Source organism: Candidatus Korarchaeota archaeon NZ13-K (assembly GCA_003344655.1).
Classification (GTDB): Archaea; Korarchaeota; Korarchaeia; order Korarchaeales; family Korarchaeaceae; genus Korarchaeum.
The window spans coordinates 1-15,659 of the sequence record MAIU01000018.1 but is presented as its reverse complement, the minus strand read 5'-3'; the positions used below and the strand labels follow the sequence as shown (position 1 = coordinate 15,659).

Below are 15,659 nucleotides of genomic sequence, written 5' to 3'. Positions count from 1 at the left end.
CCCTCGTACCTGTTCGGTATGAGGCCGTTTATCGCCTTTATCAGGGTGGATTTCCCGCTCCCGCTCCTCCCCAGGAGAAGGACCGTCTCTCCCTCCTCCACCCTCAGCGAGATGCCCTTGAGGGCCGGCTCCTCCTTGTTGGAGTACGTGAAGGTGAGGTCCCTTATCTCCACGGCCACGGGGGGAGCGCGGGCCCACACCTTTTAAAGCCCAACCCAGCATGGATCCCGAGGCGCGGCGTGTCCCCGTGAGATGCGTCGCTTTGAGCCGGGTCTCCGTATGGATCTATCATGATATCCCATGAATCGTTAAATAATACCACCAATGGATCGCCTGGTGATGGCATGGCCAGGTGGCTTCAGGAGATGAGATGGCCGGATGTGGAGGAGTACCTGAGGGGGGATGACAGGATCCTCATACCCCTGGGGAGCACGGAGCAACATGGGAGGCATGCGCCGCTCGGCACAGACTCCCTGCTGGCCATTGCCCTGGCTGAGGACGCGAGCGAGAGGACGGGGGTGGTGATAGCCCCTCCCCTCTGGTACGGCTGGAGCCCCCATCACATGGCGGCCCCCGGGACCATCACCGTGAGACCCGAGGTCCTGATGGAGCTCCTCTACGATGTCATCAGCTCCCTTTCGAGGCACGGCTTCAGGAAGTTCGTGCTCATAAACGGCCACAGGCTGGCCAACCTCCCCTGGATCCAGATAGCGGCAGAGAGGGCTCAGAGGGAGCTGAGGGTGATTGTTCTAGTCTTCGACCCGCTCTACATGAGCCTGGACCTGAGGAGGAGCGTCGACCTAGGGCCCTTCGGTCACGGGGATGAGATGGAGACCTCTCACCTGCTCCACAAGTTCCCGAGGTTGGTCAGGATGGAGGAGGCCAAGGATCACGTTCCGGAGGAGATCATTTACGCGGATCCCCTGAACCCCAGGGACTCCCTCTGCTACGTCCCGAGCACGGAGGAGCGGATGAGGGCCCTGAGGGAGCTGACCGGTGATGCCGTGATAGGAACGCCCACGAGGGCGGATCCGGAGAAGGGGAGGATCTATCATGAGCACCTGGTCGGGAGACTCGTTCAGGTGCTCCAGAGCCTCAAGGAGCGGGGGGAATAATGATGGCCTGGGGGAAAGGGAATTAAGGGTGGGATGGGCCGAGGTTAGATGTCAGTGGAGAGGCTCTCGACTGGGGTCGGGGACCTGGACCGCCTGATCCAGGGGGGAGTACCCAGGGGCTTCCTGGTGGCCGTGGCCGGCGAGCCCGGAACAGGAAAGACCGTGCTCTGCCTTCACTTCATCTGGCAGGGGGTCCTAGAGGGGGACAAGGCGATTTACGTCACAACGGAGGAGTCCAGGGAATCCCTGGTGAGGCAGGCCGAGATGCTGGGAATGGGGATGAGCGGGGCCCTGGAGGAGGGGAGGCTCGTGGTGATAGATGCCCTGCTGGGGGGCGACAGGTGGAGCCTGAGATCCCTCAGCCCCGAGGAAATGGTGGAGAGGGTCCTCGAGGCGAAGAAGGAGATGGGTTACGGGAGGGCCAGGCTGGCCATAGACAGCATGAGCGCCTTCTGGCTTGATAAGCCGGCGATGGCCAGGAAGTACTCCTACTTCCTGAAGAAGGTGCTCAGCAAATGGGACTTCACCGTGCTCGCCACCACTCAGTATGCGATAACCACATCTGAGGCCTTCGGGTTCGGGTTGGAGCACATAGCAGATGGGATAATCAGGTTCAGGAGGATCGTGAGGGGAGGGAGGCTGAGGAGGTTCCTTCTAGTGGAGAAGATGAGGCAGACCGATCACGATCTCAGGATGTACGAGGTCTTGATCGAGCAGGGTAGGGGGATGAGGCTGGTCGGGCCCGTGGAGTACAGGGCTGAGGACTTCGCCATGCCCAGGAGCGTTTATCTAAGGATAGCCGAGTCCAGGAGGAGGGTCGAGGAGGAGGTGCCTGACGAGGGGGCGGAGTGACCCCCTCACCCCGCGTGCTTATCACCTCTCCCCGGTCCAAGGGCCGATGGGCGGCATCGTCGAGGAGCACTACTCTAGGGAGGAAGTTGTCAGGGAGATCCTGGAGTTCTCCAGGGGAAGGTGGATCGCCCTGGCCGGAGGGGCATGGGTGAGGTACTTGGAAGGGAGGCCCATCACCTCCGACTCCCTAGAGCTCCCAGCCACCCTGCTCAGGACCGGAACCAGGGCTATTTACGCCACCACATCCATCTACTCAAGGCTCTGGAGCAGGGAGGATGCCTTCGATGGATCCAAGGTCGTCGCGGTCACCCCGTTCTTGGACATAGACAACAGGCCCGAGGACTGGAGGGCGACCGTGGATGCTGCTAGGCTCATACTGGAGGAGCTGGAGTCCCTGGGTGTCGTGAGGTCAGTCCACCTCCTCTGGTCCGGGAGGGGAATGCACGTCAGGGTGAGCGAGGGCGCCCTCTCCCCGGGACTGAGGGACCTGGATCACGCCTGGGCCCTGGCCGAGCTCGTTAGATCAAGGGTGGAACGGGGAATCGCGGAGATAAGGCGCTCCGGTGCCGCGGGGCTGAGGGTTGAGAACCAGCTGAAGCCCAGATCCCTCTTCACCGTCCCCCTGAGCCTTCACAGGGAGCTAGACAGGGTTGCGGTCTGCCTCAGTCCCGATGAGCTTGACGAGTTCGATCCCTCCTGGACCCTTCCGGGGAGATTCGTTCACGAGCCCGCCTGGAGGGTTCACGAGCCCGGGGAGGCCGATCAAGCCGCCAAGACCGCCCTGAGACTCCTTGGCGGATACCCAGGGCCTAGGAGGACCGGCAGGAGGGAGCCCCCGGTGGAGGAGATGATCAGGAGGTGGGCATGGGGTTCGGATTGAGGCCCTTCGAGTCCCAACCTATCTCGGCTCATTGGCTGCCCTCACCCAGCCCGAAGGGGGCTTGCGGGGTCTTCCGATTAAGGATGATGAGACTCCTGTCGTATTGAGTTTATCAATGTGACCGGCGACCCGACCCGGATGAGTGGAAAGCTAGCGCTCCTGCTACTGCTACTGCTGGGCCTGCAGAACCTCTCAGCGTACAGCATCCATCAGGACGATTCCCATGATCAGCTTCAGACCGAGACCGCTGACATCTGGTCTGAGAGGGGTGGGGAGGGGGTCAACGCCACCTGCGGCTACGTCAAGATAGGGGAGAACGTTACCTTCTTCTTCAGGGTGAGCTCACCCATCTACGCGAGGATAGTGATCGTTAGACCGGATGGAAGTGAAGTGGAGGTGATGAGGAGCTCTCAGGTTTTTCCAGGGGTGGTCTACAGGTTCTATCAGGTGTTCATAGATCCGGGGGTGAGAGTGATCAAGCTCATGGGAGGGGTTAGCGGCAGGGTCCTTGACTACTGCACGCTGCACGTCGTCACTTCCTTCGCCGGCGGGGACGTCTGGACGGACGCCGGAGGCAGGGGCTACGGAGTGGAGGGAGGCACCTTCGCCTTGAGCAAACCCGTTGGCATCTGGTTGAGGACAAACGTGACATCCGAGGTGAGGCTGGTGCTCAGGGATCAGAGGGGCAGGGAGAGCGTGCTGTTCTCTGGGACCCTGGAGGGGGAGAGGAGCAGGAGGATCGTTGTGGAGCTCGGAGATGTGGGCAATTACACGCTGAAGCTGATGCAGGGGAACAGGCTCCTTGACTACTGCACCTTCTCGGTGATCAAGCCGGTGGAGAGGTTCCCCCCATCGATGAGGATCCTCTCGATCAACCTGAGCGATGGCATCATTTCCGTATACGGGGAGGCCGTCCCTGGGACCGAGGGAGAGGAGCTGAGGCTTATCTGGGACTGGGGAGATGGATCTATTGAGGAGGGACCGTTCCCAAGGAGCCATCGGTATGAGAAGAGCGGGATCTACACGATAAGGGTGATTGCCAGGCAGTCCGATGGCCTTTCCGCGAACTTCACCTACACGGTATTCATACCCCCGAGGGAGGAGAGCATAACCCCTCAGCCGACGCGGAGCGAGGCTGCGCCCGCTGAGAACAGGACCCAGAGCGAGCGAGTAACACAGGAAGGGAGGAAAATGGGTTCCGAGGTTCTGGCTTTCGTACTGGGGGTCTCGCTGTCCGCCTTGGCCTTCCTCATAGCGTCCAGGTTCATGAGGAGATCCTGACCTCAGGGCTCGGGGATTCTGACCCTCCGCTGGATGGCCCTGAAGAGGAGACTGACTGAAGCGCTCAGGGCCAGGTAGAAGAATGAGAGCGCCGTGAATATCTCTAGGGGCCTGAATTCTATGGAGTTGAGGCTCTTGGAGATGCCGTACATCTCCTGAACCCCTATAGCATACGCTAGGGAGGAGTACTGGACCATGTAGGCTATCTCGTTCGATATGCCCGGGAGGGCCCTCCTCAGGGCCTGTGGTAGCACTATGTGGATCACCTCCTGTGTCCTTGTCATGCCCAGGGCCTTAGCAGCTAGGCTCTGCCCCTCATCAAGGGACATTATCGCCCCCCTGACGTACTGGGAGATGTAGGCGCCGCTGCAGAGCACGAATGATAATATGGCCGATGCCTCGGGGCTCAGATATATTCCAAGCTCGGGGAGGCCGAAGAAGACGATGAGCATCGTGACCAGTAGTGGGAAGCCTGTGAGAATGGCTGTGAAGGTCCTGGCGAGGCCCCCGAGTATCCTTCCCCCGTAGACCGCTGAGGCCCCGAGGAGCACCCCCAGGGCCGTCCCGCAGGGGGCCGAGATGAGGACGAGCTCCAAGGTTCCCGTCAGGCCAGAGGCGATGGATGAGAGGATCTCGGGGATGCTCATCGGATCACCTCAGGGGAACCGCCGAAGAGCCTTCTGGCCTCGGGGCTCCTTGAGTTCCTCACCACATCAAGAGGGGGACCCTCCTCGACTATCCTGCCACCGTTCATCACAGCAAGGCTGCTGGCCACCTCCAGGGCGAAGCCGAGTTCGTGGGTGACGACCAGGCTCGTGACCCCCCTCTTGGAGAGCTCCCTCATCACCTCCAAGACCTCCCTGGAGAGCTGGGGATCGAGGGCCGATGTCGGCTCATCGTATAGCATGAGCAGGGGTTCCATGGCCAGGGCCCTGGCTATGGCCACCCTCTGCTTCTGCCCCCCGGACAGCTGAGCCGGGTACCTGTCCCAGAGCTCCTCACCTATGCGGACCGTCCTCAGGGCCTCCTCAGCCCTCCTCCTGGCCTCCCCAGCGCTCATCCCCCTGACCTTAGTCAGCCCTATCGTCACGTTCCTCAGGACGGTGAGGTGGTTGAAGAGGTTGAACTCCTGAAAGACGAAGCCCACCTTCTGCCTGACCCTCACGACATCGACCCCAGGCGAGGTTATCTCCTCCCCATCTATGAATATCCTTCCCCCGTCCGGCCTCACGAGCAGGTTCACGCACTTGAGCAGAGTGCTCTTCCCAGCACCGCTCGGACCCATGAGGACCTTTGTCTCACCGCTCCTCAGCTCCAGGTTGACCCCCTTGAGAACCTGGACGCTCCCGTAACTCTTCCTCAGGTCCTCGATCCTGAGCAATCGCTCACCCCCAAAAAGCCCGGTATCCCGAGCCTCCTTTGAATAAGCTCCATCAGGCCAACCCCAGCCTTTGTGAGGACCAGGTAGATGATTCCAGCGATGAGGAAGGGAATCAGGGCAAGATCCGTGGCAGTGGATACGTACTTGGCCCTCGTGAGTATCTCCATGACCCCCAGGGCGAAGCATATTGACGAGTCCTTCAGCATTATGGCGTACTCATTGGACCATGATGGGAGAGCTATCCTGAGGGCCTGAGGTACCATAACATGCAGGATCGCTTGGAGATCTGTCATACCTATGGATCTGGCCGCTAGGAGCTGCCCTTCCTCTACCGAGAGGAGGGCGCTCCTGAATATCTGGGACTGGTAGGCGCCGCTCCTCAGGCCCAGAGCTAGGACGCTCGCCAGGAAGGAGCTGAGCCTGAGCCCCAGCGAGGGGAGCCCCCAGTAGATGAGGGAGAGCAGCACGAGGAGGGGGGTCCCCCTGAAGAACCAGACGTAGGCCTGGACCAGCCTGGCCAACCTCCCCGGGCCGAAGGTCTCGAGGAGGGAGAGGGGCAGCCCCAGGGAGAAGCCCATAGCCAGCCCCCCGGAGACGAGGGCTAGCGTCCAGGGTATGCCCTCCATCAAAAATGGGATGTAATCCAGGACGCTCCACTGCATCCTCAATCAAGCCCCCACTTCCTCAGGAGCTCGTTCCACTTCGGGCTGTTCATGAGCTCCTCAAGGGCCTCGTTTATCCTGTCCCTCAGCCACTTGTCCTGGGGTCTTGTAGCTATCGCGTAGACGTAAGGAGCCCCTATCTCGCCGACGATCCTTATCCTGGCCTCAACTTCAGGGTTCCTCTTGAGGTAGGGACCCAGGAAGGCTGAGTCCGTTATCAGGGCTGAGGCCCTGCCGTCGAGCAGCGCCTGGAGGGCAGCCACATAGGAGTCTAGCCCGAGCTTCTTGAAGTTGTAGCCGGACTTTAGGAGTCTTTCAGCCCACTCATCGGCCGTAGAACCTATCTGAACGGCCACATACTCACCGGAGTTCAGCAGCTCCTCCATGCTCCTCCTATCCTCCCTCAGGGCGACCAGTTGGTGGACGTATGAGTAGTAGGGAACTGAGAACCATATCTTCTGGGACCTGGGGGCGTTGAAGGTCATACCGGAGGCTATGACATCTATATCACCGTTCTCAAGCGCCGTCACTATGGTGGACCAGTCCCAGGGCTTGTAGACTATCCTCCATCCGTACTTCTTCGCTATGAGGTTCATGACGTCCACGTCGAAACCAACGGGGGTTCCATTCGGCTGCATGACCGTGAAGGGAGGATAGTTGGCATCGAAACCGTAAACTACGACTACCTCCTGCCCTTCCTTCGGGGGATAGGTGAACTTCCCGGGCTCATAGAGGCATTCGCGGGCGGGGGCCTGGGAGAGCCCCGCTATCCCGTAGCCCAGGAGTGATCCCATCAGGAGCCCAAGCAGGAGCACCGCGACGTATCTACCCACCATTGTCCCACCATCCCACATATGTGGGATAGCATGACCGCCACCATTTAAAAGCTTTCACCTCATCTTCCCACGCACGTGGGATGATGGGGGAGGAGGTGTATGACTTCACGACGATGGACTCGAAGAGCAGGATAACGATCCCCATCAAGATAAGGAAAGTATTGGGGCTGAGTGAGGGAATGAGGTTCCTTGTGGTGGCTAACGTCCCGAGAAAGGAGATAAGAATAATCCCGCTGATCCAGCTCCAGGCAAAGGTTTACAGGATCAGGATAGTGATGCTGGACAGGCCCGGGGTCCTGGCCAGGGTGGCTGGCCTGCTCGCGGAGGAGAACGTGGACCTTCTGATGACGGAGTCTAGGACCGTAAGGAGGGGGGAGCTAGCGGAGTGGGTCGTGATGGCGGATCTGTCTGGCTGCAGGCTCGATGCCCTGGAGCTGATAGAGAGGATCAAGGGGCTCGATTTCGTCAGGAGCGTTGAGGTGACGAGCCTGGACTGAGACCCTCATCCCCTAAATCTGGATGATGCGAGATACAAGCTGATCGACTCCAGCTCCACGGATCCGCATCTCACGCTCGAGGCGCTTCACTCGAAGCGGAGCCTGGCGGGGCCTCTGGGAGAATTTAGGAGCACCGAAGCCTGCGGGAGAATTTGAAGAGGCTCCCGAGGAACATCCAGAGAGTTTGGGGACTCTGATTCGGGATCGCGGGTCAAAGCAACGCTTCAAGAGGCGTTTGATGAGTGGGAGGGTCTGCTCAGCCGCCATATTTCCCCGGCCTTTGGCAGGTTAGGTGCACTCAATCCGGGTGAGATGCCACCCGCGGAGGGTCTGATGAATGGAGCTCCCCAAGTGGCGCGTTCAAGGGCATCCATCGATGCGGATGCCTCGCCGGGCACAAGCTTTAAGATATAGCCGCGAGCTCCTGGGCTAGGTGCGACCACGGGGAGAGAGGATGGGTACGATGTGATCGTGATAGGTACGGGCATCATAGGGCTGATGCTGACATACGAGCTCTCCCACTACGATCTGAGGGTTCTGGCGATCGACAGGAATCCGGAGCCTGGTTGGGGGATTTCCAGGGCCCATGCAGCAGTTGTTCACGTGGTTCAGCTCCCATTCAGCTCCATCAGGAGCAAGCTGGCGAGGAAGGGGAATCCCAAGCTCTTGAGCATCTGCGATGAGCTTGGCGTCAGGTACAGGAGAACTCCTACGTTCTGGTGGAGTCCGGGATCCTCCTGAGGAGGCTTAAGGAGTTCCTGAATAGGAAGGAACTCACCTTGAGGCACTTCCCCCAATCCTACCCGGAGGCAGCAGTGGGCGGGCTGATAGCGACCATGAGCACCGGGCAGTACAGCACGAAGTACGGTGGCATAGAGGATCTGGTCATTGACCTGGAGCTGGAGGTGATCAGGGAGGGCTCCCCCATGCTGCTCTCCGTGGAGGGGCTGGACCTGGAATACGGTGTTGGGATCTCGCTGAGGATGAACGCCGGCCTCTGCGTCGTGAGGGGCCTGCTGAGGAGGTACGATGAGGGTTGCAGTATCAGCAGGAGATCCCTCTTGAGGATTAAGAGGAAGATCAAGGGCTTGGGAAGGGTAATATCGCTATCCCCAGAGGCCTCTCACTCCCTAGGGATCCCCTTCTTCTTGGAGGAAGCCCACGACCTCCCGGTCAAGCTCGACTACAGGGGTCCCGTTCACATGCCCTGCCTGCTCATGGGGAGGGAGGAAGCGGTGCTTAGGGGGCTCACCTCAATCGGGGCTGATCCGACCGAGATCCTGAACGTCTGCATGAAGCAGGATACTCCTAATGCTTTGACCCTCTGCCCCAGGGCCTCGTCACTCGGCCTGCCCTGCATATACGATCTGCTCGAGTTCCCACATTCAGGAGCCCAGGGGTGATCTTACACCATCTAGCTCAACCTCGCACCTCCCACTGAGCGAGATTATCGCTATATCCCCGGCTGAGGGTTCAATCTGCCTCAAGTGGATCTTCACATCCCCGCATATGAGGCTCGCGTTCCCCCTCCAGGAGGCGGCGTAGAGGTCATCGAATATCCTTTGAACGCGGAAACCGTTCCTCAGGGTGATCCACTCATCCATCACCCCCCTCGTGTAGATGACCTGAGGGGGCCTCAGCTCCCTCCCCAGGCACTCGGCCGGCCTCAGCCCCAGGCCCAGAACCCTCACCTCAGCTTCCCTCGGAATCTTGACCAGAAGGGCCACTGTCTGGACGTAAAGAGAGTAATTCCTCTTGAAAGCGGTCACATTGGTCTTCAGGATGATCTGACCCTTCTGCCAGATCTCGAGCGGCAGCTCCTCCTCGAACTCGTCGTCCGTGGGGAAGTAGACCAGGTACCTGAGCAGGGAGTAGCATGAGCCTCCCTCGCAGGATATGAGCGCTGACTCTAGATAGCGGTGGCTCGAGTTCGCTGAGCACCACCTGGCCGCTATCTCCCCCGGATCAGGCCAGATTATCTTTAGCTCCTTCAGGGAGGCCCTCTCGCTCTCCCTATAGAGATGAAAGGACAGGAGCAGAACTGAGAGAAGAGCAATAGAAAGGGCGATGGCCCTCCACTCCCTCATCGGGGTCAGGACCAGCTAGCCTATAAAAAGTGGACCGAAAGACTTAAAGCGGATCGATGCCGGGAGGCGTATGCAAGGTGGTTCACTTTGGCGGTGATGGGACCCTGGGGGAGGAGTTCAGGGTAACCCCGTGGGAAGTGGAGGGCGTAGTCGACTATGAGAGGCTGATAGTTGAGTTCGGGACCAAGCCTCTGACGGATGACCTCATAGAGAAGACCAAGGAGCTGACGAAGAGCGAACTACCAATATTCCTCACCAGAAAGTTCTTCTTCTCGCACAGGGATTACGATCTGGTGCTCAGGGACTACGAGGAGGGCAGGGGCTTCTTCCTCTACACCGGGAGGGGGCCATCGGGGCCGATGCACATAGGCCACATAATACCCTTCTACATGACCTCATGGTTCCAGGAGAAGTTCGGGGTGAACCTCTACATCCAGGTCACGGACGATGAGAAGTTCATAATACACCCCGAGTTCGAGTTCGAGGACACCAAGAGGTGGGCCGCGCAGAACATCTTGGACATAGCCGCCGTCGGCTTCGATCCAGACAGGACTTTCATATTCCAGAACAGCGAGTACACGAAGATATACGAGATCGCCGTACCTATAGCGAAAAAGATAACATTCTCGACCGCTAGAGCAGTCTTTGGTTTCAATGAAAGCAGTAAGATAGGTATAATATTTTACCCAGCGATACAGGCGGCGCCAACGTTCTTCGAGAGGAGGAGGTGCCTGATACCGGCGGCCATAGACCAGGACCCCTACTGGAGGATACAGAGGGACATAGCCGAGAGCCTGGGCTACTTCAAGACTGCAGCTATACACGGAAAGTTCGTCCCGCCGCTCACCGGTATGTCCGGGAAGATGAGCGCCAGCATGCCCGAGACAGCCATATACCTGACGGACGATCCGGAGGCCGTGAGGGCCAAGATATGGAAGTACGCCCTAACCGGAGGCCAGCCGACCGTTCAGGAGCAGAGGGAGAAGGGAGGGAATCCCGATGTCTGCGTGGTCTTCAAGTGGCTGGAGATATTCTTCGAGCCAGATGACGGGAGGCTCAAGGAGAGGTACGAGGATTGCAGGTCGGGGGCCCTCCTGTGCGGTGAGTGCAAGGAGTACCTGGCCTCAAAAGTTTCCTCCTTCCTGAGGGAGCACGGTGAGAGGAGAAGGAAGGCGGAGCCGCTCGTTGAGAGGATGAAGTACACCGGAAAGCTGGCGAGTGAGATGTGGGATCTGCACCTACCGGAGGCCCTCAGGAGGAGGCTCCGCTGAGGAGCATCACCGAGCCAGAGGATGGAAGTAAAAAAGGGAGGGGTTAGGTGGAAATTCCGGCCTTTATCCTTCTGTAGGCCTTGTATCCCTCGTTGACCATGAAGAGGGCCTTGAACCCTCTCCCATACCTCATGAAACCCACGTAGTTCGAGAAGGGTGCGGAGTAATCCCTGATGGCCTCCGCGTAGCTCTTGAAGGCTTTATTACTCCGCCACAGGCCGATCGTGAATAGCAGAGCGAGGGCAGCGACGATCGAGAGCAGGACATAGGTCTCGCTCATACGATCTCACGGGGCAGCGGAGTAATATAAAATGCCCCCCATACCGCGAATTCCCTCCTGAAGGGGGCCAAGGATGAGAGCGAAAAACGTTAATTTTCAGCGGGCATCATGTCCGGGATCCGCATGCGAGCCGTTACTTTCGATGTCTGGGCAACCTTGCTGGATCTTCGCGCCTTCTACGGGCTTGCGGCAGCTGAGCTCTCCTCGATAACCGGTCTGCCCCGAGAATACTGCTCAGATTGGATGAGCAGGAGTCACGCGATGGTCAAGGAGGCCCTTAGGAGGGGGGAGGTAGATGAGGGCGATGTCATAGGCAGCTCCACGAGATTGGCGATCGGCCTGACTGATCCCCCATTCACGCACAACGAGCTCTACTCGGCGTTCGCTAGGGCCGTGAATGCGGTTTCAGGGGATGAGCTCCTGCTGGAGGGCGTCAGGGAGGTTCTGGATGCTCTGAGGGAGAGGGGACTCAAGCTGGCCACTGTGGGGAACGTGATTTTCTGGCCGGGTTACCTCAACAGGATCCTCCTGGATAGGGCGGGGCTTTCCGTATACTTCAGCGCTCAGGTCTACGCCGACGAGGTTAGGTGCCTCAAGCCGAACCCTAGGATCTTCAGAATAGCCTTGGAATCGCTGGGGGAGGATCCCAGCGGATCCGCTCACGTGGGTGATAGCCCGGGTGAGGACTTCGCCGGCTCCCTTGCGGCTGGGATGGCCTCCATCCTCATACGGCCGGACGGGGACTCGATCACGGTGGACAGGAGGCTGAGGTTCGCCATAGTGAGGGAGATAAGGGATGTGATCCGGGTCATAGATGAGCTCTAGGTTCCCTTGGAGCTCAGGTAGAGGAGCACCAGGGCCAGTGACTTGAGATCCTTGATCTCCTCGGGGAATGAGAGGTAGTCGTGTGGTCTCATGAGGACCACTCCCAGGAACTCCCCGGCCTCGGGATGGGGGCTCCCCTCCCTCAGCCCCCTGGCGATGAACATGTGAATCACCTCATCGCTGTAACCTGGGGAGACGCATGCTGAAGCCACCCTCTCCATGAACTCAGCTGAGTACCCGGTCTCCTCCTCCAGCTCCCTCAAAGCTGTCTCCTCCGGATCCTCGCCCTCCTCAACCCTCCCGGCTGGCAGCTCCACGATCCACCTGGCCAGGGGGGCCCGCCACTGCCTGACGAACACTGCTCTGCCATCATCGAGCAGCGGGAGTATAACCACCGATTCCCCGAAGGAGACGAGATCCTTGTGAACCCTCCTCCCCCGGCTGATCAAGTTTCTCCTGTAGAGCCTCACCCTTCTCCCGGAGCAGAGCAGCTCATCTGACTCGACGAGGGGCTCATCCCCTCCACGATCCGCTAGACTCATCCCAATCCGGAGGAGGGAAGCCCATATTTATGCTCGACCCTGGGATCGGGGGTTAGAGGCGCATCCCTCGGATAGATCCTGAGGATTCATCGCGAGCCCTTCGCGGATCGATGCTGTGGAGGGAGCCTCCTCCCAGCGGGGGGAAGAGGGAGAACTCATCCCCCTCATTCAGGGGGTCCTCCATGTCCGGCCACTCCCCCCTCCTCACCAGTATGTAGCTCCTGGCACCGGTCCTCCTGTTCAAGAGCTTCCCCCTGAACCCGTCGAACCTCTCCTCAATGGTCCTCAGGAGATCCGAGACCCTCGATCCATCGGGGAGGTTGAGCGATACCTCGTCAGTGCCGGCCAGCTCCCTGTAGAAGGCGTAGAACCTGACCCTGACCTCGGGCATCAAGAGCACACCCCTCATCCCCTTAAAAAGGTGAGCGCGAGCACTCCCTCAGGTCCATCACCTCGGCCCTCTGGTGCTCCACTATGGCCCTGGGCGATATCTTGATGAGCCTCCTCTTGGAACCACCTCCCCCGTAAACGAATTCCTTCTCCAAGACCTTCTCGTCTATGAATGTCCTCAGGGGTATGCCCACCGGGGGAACCTCGCCCACCTCGAAGCCTGTGATCCTCCTGACCTCCTCAGGGGTTGCGAGCCTCCCCCTCAGCCTGCTCAGGCTCAGCCTGGATCTCCCGTCGAGTATCGCCAGGACGGCTCCCTCAGGCGTCATCACGACCAGAGTCTTTATTATCAGGTCCTCCGGAACGTTCATCTCCTCAGCCGCTTGCTTCACTGTCAGAACCTCCCTCCTGGTCTCTATGATCTCCCCGCCCAGCCTCCTTACCAGTTCCTCCAGATCCGAGGGCATGTCAGACCCTTCCCAGGGACCTTATCTCGCTGGCCCTCAACCTGACCGAGTAGAGGTAGCCCCCTAGGATCTCGGAGGGCCTGAGGTGCTCCAGCTCGTCGTTGAACCCTCCACCCACCTCCAATCGTGCCTCTCCCGAGAGGATCCTGGAGTAATAAGCCTGGGGGACGAACTCCACGTAGTCGTCCACACCTATTGGCTTGAGGTATCTCCTCAGAAGCCAGCTTCCGAAGTCGTCGAAGGGGATCCTCCCCAAGCTGGTCTTGGGCTCCACCAGGATCCTGAAGAGGCTGTAGCCGGCCCTGTAAGCGGCACCGCCGTACCTCCTCGTCTCGAAGAGCTCGTGGAACCTGGTCATCTCTATCTCAGCGATCTTCTTCGGGAAGCCGAAGATTATCCCCCTCACCAGGGACAGGTCGTTGTCCACGTACATGAAGGGGCAGTAAGCGTAATTCCTTCCCCCTAGCTCCACCTTGACGAAGACAGCCGCCTCCCTGTACTGGAGGAGGTCCGGGGCAAGGTAGTTCATCTCCTCCGAGCTCTCACTGTAGGATATGATGTCAGCCACGTAAAACCAGAGGTCCCCGAGGGGCCTCAACTCGGGAGGCAGGACCTCTCGGATCCTCTCCGGCTCCGCCCTCGCGTGAACAGCTATGGAGTCCATCACATAGGTCCAGGGGCCATCTGGGACGAGAGCAGATCTGCCGCTCGGCGTGAAGGGTCCCGTCCAAGGCATAGCGCTTCAGCCTTGTGGAGAAGATAAATTATGCGGGGGGATCACTCCTTGACGTAGGGCCTCCCGAGATCCCTGGGGGCCCTCCCCCTCCTGAAGAGGAAGCTGACCGCTATGAGCACCGCCAAGTAGGGCACAGTCCTGAAGATGTAGGAGAGGGAGGTCAGGTTCAGGTTCGGGTTCATCAGCTGCATCTTCACCGGAAGGTAGAGGGAGATGGCGTCGAAGAATCCAAAGATCAGGCTGCCCGCTATGGCTAGCATGGGATCCCACCCGCTCAGGGCGACCACAGCTAGCGCTATGAAACCCCTGCCCGCGGAAACATACCTCGTGAACTGCCCTATCCATCCGACAACTATGTATGCTCCCCCTAAGCCGGTCAGGGTGGCCCCGAGCAGGGTCGCTAGGAGCCTCGTCCTGAGCACGTTCACCCCCATCGCCTCCGCCGACCTTGGGTCCTCGCCGCAGGCCCTCAACCTCAACCCCGAGGAGGTCCTGAAGAGCCAGTACCAGGAGGCCAGGGCCGCTGCCAGGGCCAGCGGGAGCAGCGGGGAAAGGTAAACCCCGACTCCGACGAAGGGTATCTTGCTCACCATCGGGGAGGCCCCGTGATGACCCCAGGTGTTTATCAGGCCTATTATGCTCATCCCGTAAGCTAGAGTGTTGAAGCCGACGCCCGCGATTATCTGATCACCCCTGAGGTAAACGCTTATGGCCCCATGCAGAAGTCCGGAGGCCAGCCCCACGAGGGCCCCCGAGAGGAGCCCAAGGTAGGGGTTGCCCGTGCTGAAGGTCACGAGCGAGGAGACGAAGGCGGAGAGTATGAGTATACCCTCGAGCCCTATGTTGACGACACCGCTCCTCTCAGTTATTATCTCACCGACGCTGGCCAGCAGAAGCGGGATGAAAGCGACGAGAGTCTGCGAGAGGAGGCTCAGCAGGTCCTCAATCATGGAACGACCCTCCTAAGCCTCAGGAGCCTGAGCAGTTGGGGGGCGGAGAGGACCACCACCACCGCGCCTATCAGGGCGTCAGCGAGCTCCGTCGGCACGCCCACCCTGAGCTCGGCCGCCTCACCTCCTATCACCAGGAGGGAGAGGAAGAGCGATGATAGCACTATTCCGAGGGGATTGTTCCTGCCCAGGAGTCCTGCCCCTATCCCAGCGAATCCCATCCCGTAGAGACCCGACATTGTCGAGTCTATAGCATGCGTGTGCCCTAGCACGAGCAGCCCACCACCAAGTCCGCTCATCGCTCCTCCCAGGGCCATTGAGATGATAATCGCCCTCTCCGGGCTGAACCCCGCGTACCTTGCGGATCTAGGGGAGGAACCCGAGACCCTCATCTCGTATCCCAAACCGGAGTGGAATATCAGGAAGTACATGAGGAGGGACGAGATCACGGCTATCGGGAAGATCAGCGGGATCGATGTCCCCCAGATGGTCAGGCTTCCTATGGTGGCTGCCTTAGGGACCGAGAAGGACTTGTAGGGCATCAGGGGATCGTATATGTGGGTCGTCACCAGGTAAGTCAGGATGAAGTAGGCGATCCAGTTGAGCA

The 15,659-nt window shown here is 59.5% G+C and carries 21 protein-coding genes and 1 pseudogene; 9 read left to right on the top strand and 13 right to left on the bottom strand.

Going from position 1 to position 15,659, the window contains the following annotated elements; all coding sequences use genetic code 11:
• Positions 1-179 (bottom strand): ATP-binding cassette domain-containing protein (locus BA066_03585; protein RDD53619.1); only part of this gene is annotated, 179 nt, incomplete at its 3' end.
• Between the two features lie 165 nt (positions 180-344).
• Here BA066_03585 and BA066_03580 point away from each other — a divergent pair.
• From BA066_03580 to BA066_03565, 4 genes are all read left to right on the top strand, one after another.
• Positions 345-1,115: a creatininase family protein gene (locus BA066_03580; protein RDD53618.1), complete on the top strand. Its 771-nt coding sequence runs from the start codon at positions 345-347 to the stop codon at positions 1,113-1,115.
• A 48-nt stretch (positions 1,116-1,163) separates the two neighbouring features.
• Positions 1,164-1,967: a KaiC domain-containing protein gene (locus tag BA066_03575; protein RDD53617.1), complete on the top strand. Its 804-nt coding sequence runs from the start codon at positions 1,164-1,166 to the stop codon at positions 1,965-1,967.
• 46 nt (positions 1,968-2,013) lie between these two features.
• Positions 2,014-2,847 carry a hypothetical protein gene (locus BA066_03570; protein ID RDD53616.1) on the top strand — a complete coding sequence of 278 codons (834 nt, stop codon included), beginning with the start codon at positions 2,014-2,016 and terminating at the stop codon, positions 2,845-2,847.
• Positions 2,848-2,985: 138 nt separating this feature from the next.
• A complete protein-coding gene (locus BA066_03565; protein RDD53615.1) occupies positions 2,986-4,128 on the top strand; it encodes a hypothetical protein in 1,143 nt (380 codons plus the stop codon).
• Between the two features lie 2 nt (positions 4,129-4,130).
• Here the strand turns inward: BA066_03565 and BA066_03560 are convergent, their stop codons facing one another.
• From BA066_03560 to BA066_03545, 4 genes are read right to left on the bottom strand one after another with little or no spacing between them, the layout of a single operon-like run.
• On the bottom strand, positions 4,131-4,775 hold the full coding sequence (locus BA066_03560) for an amino acid ABC transporter permease (protein ID RDD53614.1): 645 nt from the start codon (positions 4,773-4,775) through the stop codon (positions 4,131-4,133).
• Positions 4,772-5,509 carry an amino acid ABC transporter ATP-binding protein gene (locus tag BA066_03555; protein ID RDD53613.1) on the bottom strand — a complete coding sequence of 246 codons (738 nt, stop codon included), beginning with the start codon at positions 5,507-5,509 and terminating at the stop codon, positions 4,772-4,774. The genes BA066_03560 and BA066_03555 overlap by 4 nt, the downstream gene beginning before the upstream one ends.
• Entirely contained in the window at positions 5,488-6,171 is a 684-nt protein-coding gene (locus BA066_03550; GenBank protein RDD53612.1) for an amino acid ABC transporter permease, read from the bottom strand. Before BA066_03550 ends, BA066_03555 begins: the two co-directional genes overlap by 22 nt.
• 2 nt (positions 6,172-6,173) lie before the next feature.
• Positions 6,174-7,025, bottom strand: a complete 852-nt coding sequence (locus BA066_03545; protein ID RDD53611.1) for an amino acid ABC transporter substrate-binding protein — start codon at positions 7,023-7,025, stop codon at positions 6,174-6,176.
• A gap of 62 nt (positions 7,026-7,087) precedes the next feature.
• Here BA066_03545 and BA066_03540 point away from each other — a divergent pair, with 62 nt between their 5' ends.
• From BA066_03540 to BA066_03530, 3 genes and pseudogenes are all read left to right on the top strand, one after another.
• Positions 7,088-7,504, top strand: coding sequence for an ACT domain-containing protein (locus BA066_03540; GenBank protein RDD53610.1), 417 nt, complete (start codon positions 7,088-7,090; stop codon positions 7,502-7,504).
• A gap of 498 nt (positions 7,505-8,002) precedes the next feature.
• Positions 8,003-8,245 (top strand): hypothetical protein, encoded by a 243-nt coding sequence (locus BA066_03535; protein ID RDD53620.1) that lies wholly within the window; start codon positions 8,003-8,005, stop codon positions 8,243-8,245.
• Positions 8,203-8,403 (top strand): annotated as a pseudogene (locus tag BA066_03530) (FAD-binding protein). The gene BA066_03535 and the pseudogene BA066_03530 overlap by 43 nt, the downstream one beginning before the upstream one ends.
• Before the next feature lie 486 nt (positions 8,404-8,889).
• On the opposite strand, the gene BA066_03525 reads toward BA066_03530, so the two are convergent.
• On the bottom strand, positions 8,890-9,591 hold the full coding sequence (locus BA066_03525; GenBank protein ID RDD53609.1) for a hypothetical protein: 702 nt from the start codon (positions 9,589-9,591) through the stop codon (positions 8,890-8,892).
• Positions 9,592-9,647: 56 nt separating this feature from the next.
• Between BA066_03525 and BA066_03520 the strand changes: the two genes are divergently transcribed.
• Positions 9,648-10,862, top strand: a complete 1,215-nt coding sequence (locus BA066_03520) for a tryptophan--tRNA ligase (GenBank protein RDD53608.1) — start codon at positions 9,648-9,650, stop codon at positions 10,860-10,862.
• Positions 10,863-10,905: 43 nt separating this feature from the next.
• Here BA066_03520 and BA066_03515 read toward each other — a convergent pair whose 3' ends face one another.
• A complete protein-coding gene (locus tag BA066_03515) occupies positions 10,906-11,142 on the bottom strand; it encodes a hypothetical protein (protein RDD53607.1) in 237 nt (78 codons plus the stop codon).
• Positions 11,143-11,250: 108 nt separating this feature from the next.
• Between BA066_03515 and BA066_03510 the strand changes: the two genes are divergently transcribed.
• Complete coding sequence (locus BA066_03510) at positions 11,251-11,967, top strand: HAD family hydrolase (protein ID RDD53606.1); 717 nt, start codon at positions 11,251-11,253, stop codon at positions 11,965-11,967.
• On the opposite strand, the gene BA066_03505 is transcribed toward BA066_03510, so the two are convergent.
• From BA066_03505 to BA066_03480, 6 genes are all read right to left on the bottom strand, one after another.
• On the bottom strand, positions 11,964-12,509 hold the full coding sequence (locus BA066_03505) for an NUDIX hydrolase (protein RDD53605.1): 546 nt from the start codon (positions 12,507-12,509) through the stop codon (positions 11,964-11,966). The two genes, BA066_03510 and BA066_03505, sit on opposite strands and share 4 nt — an antisense overlap.
• Positions 12,510-12,561: 52 nt before the next feature.
• A complete protein-coding gene (locus tag BA066_03500; GenBank protein RDD53604.1) occupies positions 12,562-12,918 on the bottom strand; it encodes a MoaD/ThiS family protein in 357 nt (118 codons plus the stop codon).
• A 4-nt stretch (positions 12,919-12,922) separates the two neighbouring features.
• A complete protein-coding gene (locus BA066_03495) occupies positions 12,923-13,366 on the bottom strand; it encodes a hypothetical protein (GenBank protein ID RDD53603.1) in 444 nt (147 codons plus the stop codon).
• A gap of 1 nt (position 13,367) precedes the next feature.
• Complete coding sequence (locus BA066_03490; protein RDD53602.1) at positions 13,368-14,102, bottom strand: acetoacetate decarboxylase; 735 nt, start codon at positions 14,100-14,102, stop codon at positions 13,368-13,370.
• A 41-nt stretch (positions 14,103-14,143) separates the two neighbouring features.
• Positions 14,144-15,052, bottom strand: coding sequence for an ABC transporter permease (locus BA066_03485; protein ID RDD53601.1), 909 nt, complete (start codon positions 15,050-15,052; stop codon positions 14,144-14,146).
• Positions 15,049-15,659, bottom strand: a 611-nt coding sequence (locus BA066_03480) for an ABC transporter permease (protein RDD53600.1), incomplete at its 5' end; no start/stop codon positions are given. The genes BA066_03485 and BA066_03480, both read right to left, overlap by 4 nt.

Bases quoted from the DNA above. Each gene is read 5' to 3' on its own strand.
- BA066_03550 (RDD53612.1), bottom strand. From the start codon at position 6,171: ATGCAGTGGAGCGTCCTGGATTACATCCCATTTTTGATGGAGGGCATA.
- BA066_03535 (RDD53620.1), top strand. From the start codon at position 8,003: ATGCTGACATACGAGCTCTCCCACTACGATCTGAGGGTTCTGGCGATC.
- BA066_03505 (RDD53605.1), bottom strand. From the start codon at position 12,509: ATGAGTCTAGCGGATCGTGGAGGGGATGAGCCCCTCGTCGAGTCAGAT.
- BA066_03520 (RDD53608.1), top strand. From the start codon at position 9,648: ATGCCGGGAGGCGTATGCAAGGTGGTTCACTTTGGCGGTGATGGGACC.
- BA066_03545 (RDD53611.1), bottom strand. From the start codon at position 7,025: ATGTGGGATGGTGGGACAATGGTGGGTAGATACGTCGCGGTGCTCCTG.
- BA066_03570 (RDD53616.1), top strand. From the start codon at position 2,014: ATGGGCGGCATCGTCGAGGAGCACTACTCTAGGGAGGAAGTTGTCAGG.
- BA066_03495 (RDD53603.1), bottom strand. From the start codon at position 13,366: ATGCCCTCGGATCTGGAGGAACTGGTAAGGAGGCTGGGCGGGGAGATC.
- BA066_03500 (RDD53604.1), bottom strand. From the start codon at position 12,918: ATGAGGGGTGTGCTCTTGATGCCCGAGGTCAGGGTCAGGTTCTACGCC.
- BA066_03515 (RDD53607.1), bottom strand. From the start codon at position 11,142: ATGAGCGAGACCTATGTCCTGCTCTCGATCGTCGCTGCCCTCGCTCTG.
- BA066_03575 (RDD53617.1), top strand. From the start codon at position 1,164: ATGTCAGTGGAGAGGCTCTCGACTGGGGTCGGGGACCTGGACCGCCTG.
- BA066_03490 (RDD53602.1), bottom strand. From the start codon at position 14,102: ATGCCTTGGACGGGACCCTTCACGCCGAGCGGCAGATCTGCTCTCGTC.
- BA066_03510 (RDD53606.1), top strand. From the start codon at position 11,251: ATGTCCGGGATCCGCATGCGAGCCGTTACTTTCGATGTCTGGGCAACC.
- BA066_03485 (RDD53601.1), bottom strand. From the start codon at position 15,052: ATGATTGAGGACCTGCTGAGCCTCCTCTCGCAGACTCTCGTCGCTTTC.
- BA066_03540 (RDD53610.1), top strand. From the start codon at position 7,088: ATGATGGGGGAGGAGGTGTATGACTTCACGACGATGGACTCGAAGAGC.
- BA066_03560 (RDD53614.1), bottom strand. From the start codon at position 4,775: ATGAGCATCCCCGAGATCCTCTCATCCATCGCCTCTGGCCTGACGGGA.
- BA066_03580 (RDD53618.1), top strand. From the start codon at position 345: ATGGCCAGGTGGCTTCAGGAGATGAGATGGCCGGATGTGGAGGAGTAC.
- BA066_03525 (RDD53609.1), bottom strand. From the start codon at position 9,591: ATGAGGGAGTGGAGGGCCATCGCCCTTTCTATTGCTCTTCTCTCAGTT.
- BA066_03565 (RDD53615.1), top strand. From the start codon at position 2,986: ATGAGTGGAAAGCTAGCGCTCCTGCTACTGCTACTGCTGGGCCTGCAG.